This is a genomic window from uncultured Fibrobacter sp. (genome assembly GCF_946062555.1).
GTDB lineage: Bacteria > Fibrobacterota > Fibrobacteria > Fibrobacterales > Fibrobacteraceae > Fibrobacter.
In genome coordinates, this window is sequence record NZ_CAMGVQ010000005.1 from 90,625 (window position 1) to 101,590 (window position 10,966).

The 10,966-nt window shown below is 44.6% G+C and carries 14 protein-coding genes; 2 read left to right on the forward strand and 12 right to left on the reverse strand.

Going from position 1 to position 10,966, the window contains the following annotated elements:
- Positions 1-181 precede the first annotated feature (181 nt).
- The 12 genes from Q0P86_RS02505 to Q0P86_RS02560 form a co-directional block, all read right to left on the reverse strand.
- Entirely contained in the window at positions 182-1,993 is a 1,812-nt protein-coding gene (locus tag Q0P86_RS02505; RefSeq protein ID WP_295037218.1) for a fibrobacter succinogenes major paralogous domain-containing protein, read from the reverse strand.
- A gap of 42 nt (positions 1,994-2,035) precedes the next feature.
- The gene (locus Q0P86_RS02510; RefSeq protein WP_295037220.1) at positions 2,036-2,617 is read right to left on the reverse strand and encodes a hypothetical protein; all 582 of its coding nucleotides are present in this window, start codon (positions 2,615-2,617) and stop codon (positions 2,036-2,038) included.
- A 24-nt stretch (positions 2,618-2,641) separates the two neighbouring features.
- A complete protein-coding gene (locus Q0P86_RS02515; protein ID WP_295037222.1) occupies positions 2,642-2,878 on the reverse strand; it encodes a hypothetical protein in 237 nt (78 codons plus the stop codon).
- A 102-nt stretch (positions 2,879-2,980) separates the two neighbouring features.
- Positions 2,981-3,982: a hypothetical protein gene (locus tag Q0P86_RS02520; protein WP_295037224.1), complete on the reverse strand. Its 1,002-nt coding sequence runs from the start codon at positions 3,980-3,982 to the stop codon at positions 2,981-2,983.
- A 21-nt stretch (positions 3,983-4,003) separates the two neighbouring features.
- Positions 4,004-4,165, reverse strand: a complete 162-nt coding sequence (locus Q0P86_RS02525; RefSeq protein ID WP_295037226.1) for a hypothetical protein — start codon at positions 4,163-4,165, stop codon at positions 4,004-4,006.
- 205 nt (positions 4,166-4,370) lie between these two features.
- Positions 4,371-4,859 carry an FISUMP domain-containing protein gene (locus Q0P86_RS02530; protein WP_295037230.1) on the reverse strand — a complete coding sequence of 163 codons (489 nt, stop codon included), beginning with the start codon at positions 4,857-4,859 and terminating at the stop codon, positions 4,371-4,373.
- A gap of 39 nt (positions 4,860-4,898) precedes the next feature.
- The gene (locus Q0P86_RS02535; protein WP_295037232.1) at positions 4,899-5,210 is read right to left on the reverse strand and encodes a hypothetical protein; all 312 of its coding nucleotides are present in this window, start codon (positions 5,208-5,210) and stop codon (positions 4,899-4,901) included.
- A gap of 18 nt (positions 5,211-5,228) precedes the next feature.
- Positions 5,229-6,029 (reverse strand): amidohydrolase family protein, encoded by an 801-nt coding sequence (locus Q0P86_RS02540; RefSeq protein ID WP_295037234.1) that lies wholly within the window; start codon positions 6,027-6,029, stop codon positions 5,229-5,231.
- Between the two features lie 112 nt (positions 6,030-6,141).
- Entirely contained in the window at positions 6,142-6,786 is a 645-nt protein-coding gene (locus Q0P86_RS02545) for a hypothetical protein (protein WP_295037235.1), read from the reverse strand.
- Positions 6,776-8,218, reverse strand: a complete 1,443-nt coding sequence (locus Q0P86_RS02550; protein WP_295037238.1) for a radical SAM protein — start codon at positions 8,216-8,218, stop codon at positions 6,776-6,778. Before Q0P86_RS02550 ends, Q0P86_RS02545 begins: the two co-directional genes overlap by 11 nt.
- Before the next feature lie 3 nt (positions 8,219-8,221).
- Positions 8,222-8,764, reverse strand: a complete 543-nt coding sequence (locus Q0P86_RS02555) for a hypothetical protein (RefSeq protein WP_295037240.1) — start codon at positions 8,762-8,764, stop codon at positions 8,222-8,224.
- A 110-nt stretch (positions 8,765-8,874) separates the two neighbouring features.
- The gene (locus tag Q0P86_RS02560; RefSeq protein WP_295037242.1) at positions 8,875-9,015 is read right to left on the reverse strand and encodes a hypothetical protein; all 141 of its coding nucleotides are present in this window, start codon (positions 9,013-9,015) and stop codon (positions 8,875-8,877) included.
- 295 nt (positions 9,016-9,310) lie between these two features.
- On the opposite strand from Q0P86_RS02560, the gene Q0P86_RS02565 reads away from it, so the two are divergent.
- The gene (locus tag Q0P86_RS02565; RefSeq protein WP_290994616.1) at positions 9,311-9,610 is read left to right on the forward strand and encodes a helix-turn-helix transcriptional regulator; all 300 of its coding nucleotides are present in this window, start codon (positions 9,311-9,313) and stop codon (positions 9,608-9,610) included.
- 148 nt (positions 9,611-9,758) lie between these two features.
- Positions 9,759-10,955 (forward strand): AAA family ATPase, encoded by a 1,197-nt coding sequence (locus tag Q0P86_RS02570; protein ID WP_295037244.1) that lies wholly within the window; start codon positions 9,759-9,761, stop codon positions 10,953-10,955.
- Positions 10,956-10,966 lie beyond the last annotated feature (11 nt).

Genomic DNA, 10,966 nt, shown 5'->3' on the forward strand with positions numbered 1-10,966 from the left:
GAATTTCCTTGTAAGGCACCACGATCATCACGCTGCCGTGGGAATGCCAGCCGATTTCGAAAGAGTACCCGTCAAAACCGATACCGTCCGCCAAAGGATGTTGTCGATGAAGTCAGGCATAGGTCGCCTCTACTAGTTCGCTTTTTGCATGAAAGTCAAAGGAATCTGTGATTATAGAAAGTTAGTCCTTCACGCAACGGACGGAGAGCGCTTCATATTTTCTATGGGACCCCAATGTACTGGCTTCGTCTCGATAGGCGTTTATAAACATCCTGCTTGCATGGTCTACTTCATCGGAGGATTCTGTGGCACTCCAAAAGATCGCATCGTATCCGGCGTCCATAAAACTGCCTTCTTCAGGCTTTTCAACGGAATGATCATCTTCATAACGTATCCCCCCGGGGAGCGCAGAAAATCCGTAGTCGTCCGTTCCATTGTGCTTGTTGTACCAACCCCTTCGGGACTTAAGTGCCTTGCCCGCTTTGCATGGGCAACCTACCGTGGTAATGAGCATATCCCATTCCGCTTTTGTCGGCAAATGCCATCCCGACGGGCAAACGCCACGCACTTTCTCGGGCAATTTGCACCGTTGGCCGTCACCACACTGTTCTTTTGTATCCTTGTATATCTGCACGGAATCTATAGCCGCCGCCCATGTATAGAGACGACCGTATTTGGTGCATAAATCCGCGCGATTTCCGTAGCAATAGCTCTTTGCCGATCCCTCGTTGTATCGGTAATTCAAATTTTTCGCCATCCAAGTCTGATCGCCGATTTTCACGGTTTTGTAGGTCTGTCCATCACGCGTATCCTTCATAAAACCCCTTGTGACCTCGGAGAATGGGGACGCATTCTCCGACTTTGGTTTCGCCGCAATACCAGACGCGGTCACTTCAGCTGAATCATCCTTGACGCAACGAACAGGCAAATACTCATACTTCTCGGTGTTTTTGAGAATCGAAACCGAAGAGTCCGCTGGTGACACCCTGACATTGTGGGCGTAAAAAGAATCCGAGTCCGAGGCACTCCAGAAGAAAGCTGTATTTTCTAACAAGACATGGCTCATGTGGACCAAGCCTGTCGGGAGCGCCGAGAAGCCGTATGCGTCCAGATTGTCTTCCTTGCCCCAGCCGATTCTCGCCTTAAGGGCTTGCCCTGCAACATCAACACCCCCTACGGAAACGAACAAAGTATTCCATTCGTCGTCCGAGGGCAAGTGCCAGCCATCAGGGCAAACACCCTGCACCTTGGCGGGCACTGAACATTTTGCATCGCAGAAGCAACATTTTTCCGGATTCACGGATTCGCTGACAAGTCTTGCGGAATCTACAGCGGCGGCCCAAGTATAAAGAACCCCTACAACGTCACACGTCTTGTTTTGTTCGTCGAGGCAAGTCGCATTGTAGCACGACCGATAACCGTCTATTCTAGAGCAGCCCATTTTCAGCGTGTCCACGTATTTGAGGTTTTCCGCCATCCATGTCTGGTTGCCAATTTGAACCGTTTTGTATTTATGTCCGTCACGTGCGTCCGTCAATGTACCGTAATCGATTTTGGGATTCAAGCGTTCCTCCTTCGGCACATCCCAGAATTTCCATCTTATATCAGGGCAATACTCTTTTGTGTGAGTATAAAAGCCACCTTTTACCCTAATTTCATCTGAGTTGGCAGCAATGCATTTATGGAGATCGAGTTCCGTATCATTGTGCGATGTCACTTCAGGCGCGTTCCTTGGCGGAGTTTCGACAGAATCATTGGGGCCACTTTTGAAATGGATGAATATCAAAAACACCAGTACCGCGGCAAGGTATGCCGCCGACAAAATCGAACTCACAATTTTCTTTGCCCTGGAACCTGTCGGGCTTGGCCTGTTCATCATGGCGAGCACGAACGCCACCACGGCAAGCGGAAGCAAGAACAGGGACATTCCTCCCCGCGACACAAGACCAACGAAAAAACCGGCCAAGATAAAAAGAGTTTCAAAAACTGCCATATTTTTCCTTCGGCTAATAAAAGCCCCTATAAGATGTTTGGATTAATGTCGAGATTGGAAGTGGAGGTGTTCGTTCACGGTTCCCTGGCATTTCCATTCTACCTTATATTCTTTGGGTAGGGTTCCTTCGAGGATTTTCACGACTCGTCTTCTCTTGTAGTATGGTAGGTCCACGAGGCTGATATCGACAGCTCGACCTGTTTTATGATGGGACCACTTGTCATGTCTATCGAAGGAGTCATGGGCGGATATAATGGTCGGGGCGAAGTCCTCTCCGAACTGGCTTTTGAACACTTTGATGACATACACGAGACCACGTTCAAGGGCGGGTGTAAGCTCCATGACGACATAGCTCTTCTGGATGGTGTTTTCCATGATGTAGTCATGGTTTTCACCCACTTGGACAGGAACATTGGTTCGGAAGTCATAGTTTTCTTCCTGGGTCTTGGGTTCCCTACGCTCGGGATTCGAATATGTCTGTTCTGCTACAGGTCTATGGGACCAGCTGCTGTTAGGTGATTCGGGTCTATACGGGTCAAAGATGAGCTTATAGCCAACGATGAGCATGATGGCAATCATGATTAAGCCAAGGAAGATTTTGATAAGGTTGACAAGACATCCCATGGTGACAACTCCGTTGTTGATGGTTCACTTCCCGTATTGTTCCTCATAGAGGCGTTGCAAAGCCTCCTTGTATTGTGCGTCTCGTTCTGCCTCAATTTGTTCCCTTTGCTTTTGCTTCGAGTGGTCCACATAGGGGTTCTTGTTGTGCCTGTTAGTTGCGAGGGCAAGCAAGACGACAGCAAGAACGATGATGATGAGCAAGACCACCTGCGTGAAGAAATACGATATGCGTTCTAGGATGTTGCTGATGAAGTCAAACATTGGTTGCCTCAGTTGGTTGTATTCTCTGTATAATTATCGTAGGCTGTCGCGCCAATGTAAAGCAAGTCTGCTCTCTTTATTTGAAAACATTATGACGCTTTGTTATTTTTCGAAGCCGAATTTTTTCAGCACATCCTTACGGATTAGCGGAAGAATCTGGCTGTAAGGTACCACAACCAAGCCGTCTTTTCTGTCGAAATCGGTAATGCCGATATAGAAGTATTTGAATCCGATACCGTTTTTTAGGAATAAGGTGAGATTTGGCTGGATTTCTTGGTTGATTTCGTCTATAATGGCGTGATCGGCCGCATTTTTCCGGATAAGGGCGGTTAGGAGTTTTTGCGATCCTGGTAAGAAAATGGAACGGTCTACTACGGAACAGTCTTGCTTGGAGAACGTCATATAGCGGTTTCTTCTCCAATGGACGGCTTCACAGTCTTTGTATTCCCTTTCGTACAGCAGGTAGGTCGCCCAGGATTTCGTTTCATATATGGGGGCGATGCTGTCAACCAGTTGCATAGGTATGGTGTCGGCATAGGCATGGCTTCTTTCTTGAATATTTATGTTGGTATCTGAAGTATCCGTACATCTGTGGATTTGGTCTTTGTGCGCCTCGTCGGCGAATCTTTTTAAAATGGTCTGCATGTGCGGCTTGTCTAGTGTCAAATCGGTCTTTTGAACCTTGTCACCTAGAAGCGTGCGGATTATCCTGTTTCGGGCTGTTTTGCTTATACCCTTGGTGGGGAGCGTCCAATGGGCGTAAACTTTACTGAAAGGCCATTGCACCGTGTCTATGGAGACCGTGAAGTGCTCGATGTCGTTGTTTTCCGCGAGAGCCTCGTGTGCGTATAGGCTGTTTTGGAATTCGTTCCTCAGTGAATCCTCGAGTAAGAACTGTCGAAGCGTGGAGTCCAATTTTTTTGACCGTTCCTGTGACAATTCTAATTGTTCCTGCTGGATAAGCTTCTGGTCGTGCAGGTCGCTCTTCTGCGTCTGCGTGTTGGACAGCAGTTCCCTCGTCTTCCGTAGGTCGCTTTTTGTCTCATCCAGGTCTTGCTTGATTAAGTTAAACAGCCCAAATGCATATATGCATGTAATCAGCACTATTACAATAGACGTAATTAGTTATGTTCGTCCCGTCGTTGATATCTGCTTGGCAGGCCTGTTCATCATGGCGAGCACGAACGCCACTACCGCAAGCGGAAGCAAGAACAGGGACATTCCTCCCCGCGACACAAGGCCAACGAAAAAACCGGCCAAGATAAAAAGCATTTCAAAAATTGCCATATTCTACTCCATAGTAGTGAAAAATATTACACAGAAAAATTAGATAAAAATTCTCACACCTCATTTCAGTCTTATAACTCGTTCCGAGGGTGTTCGCGAGCCTGAGAGCAATTTAGGGCGGAGCCTTAGCCGTTATTTTTCAAGCAGAACTTTCAATCAGGCACTATTTTGACACCGTCTTCTAGAACGTCTTCGGTCAAATAAGCTAAGGATTCCGGAGACAATGAACATAACTCTTGTGATCCTTTTGGTCGTCACAGAACGAACTGAAGCCCATATCATCCAAGACCATCTTGTAGGCGCTGTTGCCATCATTCTCTGTGGCAGTCCAGTAATCACAAAACACAGGAAGAACAGAAAAACCGTATCGGTCTTTGTCCCTAGCTAGGAAGTATCCCCCCCATCTTAGATCCCTTTCATATTTTTCATCTGAGTCGCTATACAGTTTTTCTATTGTTTCTTCTTCTTGTTTTTCTACGTAGTTTAATAGGGTTTCATATTCTTCTTTGGTGGGAAGATGCCAACCAACTGGGCATGCATTCAATGCAGATTCCCAAATGTAAAGCCGTCCGTACTTAGCGCATTTTTCTGGAAAGCAATAGCTGCCGTTTGTTTCATAATTCAGATTCTCGGCCATCCACACTTGGTTGCCTATTTTCGCAATTTTGTAGGTTTTTCCATCGCGAGAATCCATGATGTAATTATGATTTTCCTGTGCGAATTGGTTGGGTTTTTACTCACCCTCGTTTGATTTCTGATAGGGTCCCTCTTGCGTTTCGGGGAGAGCCCGCTTGTATTCTGTAGCTACAGAAATATCGTTGCCGTGGTCGTAGGACGAACCACTCGGAGATTTTTTCATATCGACAAGTACGAAAATGACGAACCCTATGAAGCACATGATAAAAAACAGAGATGCGGGGCTCTTGATAATGTCTATGACGGTTTGGGCGGTGAATATGGCGAATCGGATGCCAATATTGACGAGCAATATGATACCAACGAAAATCAGTAAGATTACGAGAAGGATGATGAATATTGTGCTCATGGCATCTTCCCTGTAAAATTAAAGTGATTGTGATGCGGCCGGATAATGATTTCTCTTATAAAACTCGGTCAGCAGTTCTTTTCCGATACTCGGAATTTTTTCTTTTTCACGGACATTATACCACCAATAGGTAACTGGCATATCGGTGCCCCAAAGGATTCGCTTGGGTTCGACGCCGTCATCTACAAGCGCTCCAATTTCGTTCTCCCCGGCAAAAGAGGAATCGACCACTACATTAGGGTAATTTTTTAGCATATATTCCTGAGCATCCAGGTCTTTCAAATGAGCAAGCTGAACAAGGCAATTTGGATGAGCCTTGATGAAATGTTCGAATCGTTTCGGTGAATCATCGCCACTGGCCCCTGTATGAATCAAAATGCGCAAATTTTGTTTTTCCGCATACGAAAAGAGCTCTTCCGTAAAATTTACAGTTACGGGATCGTCAAGTTTCCACTCTTGAGCGCGAGGGTGTAACTTGAAACCTTCGTAAGGGCATTCTGTCATTGCCCGCTCAATGCCAATGCCGCTTTTGACAATATCGGGAACAACCCAATAAAGGGCATGAGCCTTGAAATCTATTGTTTGCGCATATTCCAAGGCGGACACGACTTCTTCGCGGATTTTTAGATAAAGTTCCTCATGATTTAAAACCTCGGCATCACTTTTCCCTGCGACAATTGTTTTTGAAGACAAGCAACTGGTTGTAGAAGAAAACCAACATTCGCCAATGCCATTTTTTTTCAAGGCATAGAAAATATCTTCTGCCTTGAAATAGACATCGTTCCACTGACCAATATGAACATGATAATCCGTCATCATTTTGAAAATGTCCGTTTCGCCTTGGCATCTTCGACCAACATGCGGTTCAGGTGGATTGCCTTGATTTTTTCTATGGTGAAATCCTTCGTGGCATGTCTGTGCGCCCGTTAAGTTAGAGTGTATAATAGACGGCAATAGCGATTATAAGTATTGCCGTCGCTATAAGAGTTGTTACGCACCCCTTTCTATAGTCATCATTTTGTTTTACAGACGTCTGTCTTTTTTGTTCTACATTGGATGATAATATTGGTAAAATTCTTCTTTTAGCATCGTCCACAATCTCTCTAAATTTTTTTTCAAGTTGAAGCTCTGCATTAGATTCTAATCTGCCCCCACCATGAATCATAGCTGGTGGCATTTTAGGGTCTTCATTTCTTACTTTTATCAGAGCTCTCTGGAAATAATCGTTTGCCCAAGCCTCTCCATAGCGATAAAATTTCCACGGCATAAAAGTTTTTATGTCACTTATTGATTCTATCCGTCCTGTTTCAAGAAGATAGACGAATTGCCATGTATATGCATATTTTTCAACATCATTAAACGGGTAAACAACCAATGGGGGATTATAATTATCCTCAAAGTAGATTGATGCGAGATAAGCATGGATGCGTTCATGAACAATCCAACCGTCGGGATCGTTTGCTATATCGTAATCAGGCCTTACATAAATTTTTTTTGAATCAATATCATAAAATGTCGGATCTAATTTTCTAGAATCCCAATTATTATAATATTGTGCGGAAAAATCATATAACAACTTTTTTGAACCTCTCTACAACTTGGCGATTTAGGTGAGCCGCCTTGCAGAAGTGCGGAGCAACTTTTAAATAATCGCCTCCACTTTCGTTGAAGTTACGGACAAGACATGGTGCGCAGAACTGTTTGTCTTCGCAGTCGTAACATTGCGGAATTGCTGATTTGGTGAGATTGCGAAGTTTATTCAGTTGCGGAGATTTTTCCCAAATGTCTTTGATGGGCTGCTCACGAACATTGCCGCACGCCATGCCTTGCCAACCACTACAAGGATACACGATTCCATCACTTGCTATACATAGATTATCCATGCCAACGCCACAGAAAGGTCGTTTACCCCATTCTTCGCGGGAAACATCTGGAACCGGTGTGTCGGTGTAATTGAGGTAATCCTTATCGAATTGAATAATATCATTAAGCAGTTCTTCCGTTTGTTCCATGGTCAAGCGTTCTGCCAGATTATCCGTAGTAAAATCATAACGGGCCATCATTACAAAATCGGTTTGTGCCTTGCAATTCCGCTCGTAGGCATATCTCAATACATCTTTGTAAGTGTGATAGTTGGTCTTCATTACGGGGCAATTGATTTGCACAGGGATGTTTGCAACAATCAATGCATCAATAGCAGCCTTTGTCTTTTCGCAACTGCCTTTGAGTTGTGTAATGTGATCGTGCTCTTCGGGATAGACGCTATACAGGGAGGTTTGAACAAGTCCCGGATTCACCTCCTTCAACACTTCAATCATGTGCGGGTTAAGCAAGGTGATGTTGGAAAGAATCGAGATGGAAAAATCCAATTCGCTGGCCTTGTGTAAAATCTTTTCGGCATCTGGGTGACAGAAAAACTCTCCGCCCGAAAGTGTCAGGTGCAGTGTTCCTAATTCATGCAGTTGGCGTAATACATTCTCAATTATTTCGTATGGTAAAACCACGTACTTCAATTCATGTGGAATGTAACAGTGAATACAGCGTTCATTACAGCGGTTGGTGGTCTCGATTTGGCAACTGTAAATTTGCGGATGTTCACGATAGTGTAAGCCTAACATTTCTTGCGTGTCGGCATAGTGTTTGTCATCGTCGGGATTTTGCTGGGCGTTGTAGGTGAACAGCGTCTTTGGGTTTTCCGCATAGCTAAAGAAAGTATCCTTGGCGGCACATTCTTCGGCTGTATTACCTGATACCAAGTAACGGTCTGCAACTAGGGAATCCAGGAATTCCTTCATATCACCTTGAATATCTTCGGGTGTTACATCTTCAAAGTATTCACAAGCCTTTGCAGAAAGTTCTTCCAAACTCTGTGGTTCCCTCGAAATCACGGAAAGAAAGGCCTTGCCTTCTTGTGTATAGGTGCGGTCGTGTTTGGTGAGCTGGCTATAGATATAACCGTAGTCACCGATAGAACGGATGAATGTATCGCGGGATTGATGGTAGAACATTATTTAATCTCCAATGTAAGGGTGTACTTTTTGAAAAGACGAAAGGCTTTTTCTCAAAGCTTCATCCACAGCATCATTTATGCTTTTATCAGTATCAAAATGAATCATATCAACCTTTTTATAGGGGCCTTCTATTAGAGCTCCTGTTTCATCGAGTATAGCAAGTTCTCCTTCATTAAATAGGTCTATTGCACATGAAATATTAGGTTGCAAGAAAATAGACGAAGCCGAATTTATTTCTTCTAAATATTTTGTAATTGTATAAATGAATGTATCATGCTTCCATATCGGATGTTTTGAATCTATAGTTGTTTCAATCATCTCTCGATAAGTCAAATTAATTGACTTTTCGGAGACAATAGTACATTTTGACAAACCAAGGCGGTGTTTCTCGTCATTTGTTGATTCAAGAGTGTAATCAAGTGATATCTGCGAAGGTCTTTTGGAAGAAAAAAAATTGTTTGTTTCAAAAAAATTTTTCAAAACGGTTTGTTCTGAACCCCATATAAAATGCAACTGTATGGCAAGAAAGGAATAACTAGACATGGTAAAGATCTTTTTTAGATTGTTCAATGGTTTGTGAAATTGTTCAGATGTTTATAACTCCTGACAGGAAGGTGCTTGCGCACCTTCTTGCCGGGGTTATGCCCTATTGATTAATAGCCTGTTTCGCAGTACTGACATGCCGCGGGGGACACGTGATCCTTGCAAGGACATCCAGCAGCGAAGCTACCGGTCGGATTGTTCTTGGCGATAAGCTGGGGCTTCTTGTAAGCCATCTTCTTTGTTGTTTTCATATTATACCTCTAAAGTATATCTCCCTTTGTCTAACCTAGTCAAGGCCGGGAGAACCCTGACCAGCAGTCACAGACTTCTGTAACTTTTAGCAAAGTTACATTATTTTTGCCCAGAAATCACAGATATATGTGATTTTTCTTGCTTTTTTCGAACATATATGTCAAAAATGGCCCTTTTAAGTTGTCTTGGCACCCCGCCAGTCCGTCCTTATGCCATCACAATCCTCTGTAAAAAATAACAGACATCTGTATATCTCAAAGAACGTCCAATAACTAATATCTTAACATGTCACACATGCCTAAGATAGACCTGCAAGATTTGCAGAAAATGGAGGACGACCGCTTCGCCGAAGCCCTCGCAAAGGTACTCAGGCGGCACCGCAAAGCGAGGGGCATCACTCGCGATGGACTCGCGTTCCAGCTAGGTCTCCACAAGAACACACTCTACGGCGTAGAAGTTGGCATCAAACGCAAGAGCGGACATTTTAGCCACACCCAGCTCACCATGGCAAACTTCATTCGGCTCGCCGCTTTTTTCGGCTATCAGCCCGGCGAATTCCTGCAAGAAGTCCTTATCGAAGTAAGTGACTGCTAGATTTACCCCCGCCTAACGCCACATCAAAATTGCCAAAAATACGCACAATCGGCGTTTTTTGTTAAATTGATAACTGTACTTAACAAAATAGAGCAAAATTCGTTAAGTCTAGTTGACAATTCTGTACCCCGAAATTATATTTCAGGGTATGCAATCGCTAGAAGACATCTACAGAAAGAAAATCTCACTTACGGACATGTCCTTTGTCCGCAGCATGGAAGCCTCCATCAACTGGAAGGCAAGGCTCGTATGCATTCGGGGCGCTCGCGGCTCAGGCAAAACGACTCTCATGTTGCAGCACATCAAAAAAGCTTTTCACAAGAACCTGGGGAAAGCGATGTACGCAAGCCTGGACAGCCTCTATTTTTCTGAAGTTTCGCTTGTTGAATTTGCGGATAATATCGTAAAACGAGGCGTGACGCACCTCTTTCTGGACGAAGTCCACAAGTACCCCGACTGGTCACGTGAAATAAAAAACATTTACGACGACTATCCCGAACTTTCCATTGCATTCACCGGTTCCTCGCTCCTGGAGATTCTAAACGCTCGCTCCGACCTCAGCCGCCGCGCCCTAGTGTACGAACTGCAAGGACTATCTTTCCGAGAATACCTGAACCTTGTCGCCAGGAAGAACTTTCCCGCCTATCCCCTCAAGGACATCCTCCAAAAAAGCGAAACCATTTCGGCAGAAATAGTCTCAAAGATAAAGCCGTTCAAGTATTTTGAGCATTATTTGCGCCATGGCTACTACCCTTATTTTTTAGAAGGCGTTGACGACTACTACAGCCGTCTTGCAGAATCGCTCAACATGATTGTCGAGGTGGAGTTGCCGTTACTCCGCGGCCTTGAACCCGCCTATATCGCAAGGATCAAAAAACTTCTCGCCATCATCGGAAAGTCCGCCCCATTCCTGCCCAATATTTCAGGGATTTCGTCGGCGATACAAATATCAAGGCAAACCCTTTTGCAGTATTTCCAATACCTTGAAGACGCCAAGCTTATCTTCCGTGTATTCAAGGAGTCCCGCGGTCTCGGAGCGCTTGAAAAGCCAGACAAAATATTCCTCGAAAACACAAACCTGATGTTCCTCCTCGGACAAACCGAAACGAACATCGGAAACGTCAGGGAAACCTTCGCCTACAACCAGCTATCAAGTTTGCACGAAGTCCTGTTCTCCGAACAAAGCGACTTTCTCGTCGATAAAGAATACACCCTAGAAGTAGGCGGCAAGGGCAAAACCCGAAAGCAAATCAAGGACATTCCGAACTCCTACATCATTGCCGACGACATCGAATACGGCACGGAAAAACGCATTCCCCTTTGGCTATTGGGATTTTTGTATTAAAGCGAGTAAAA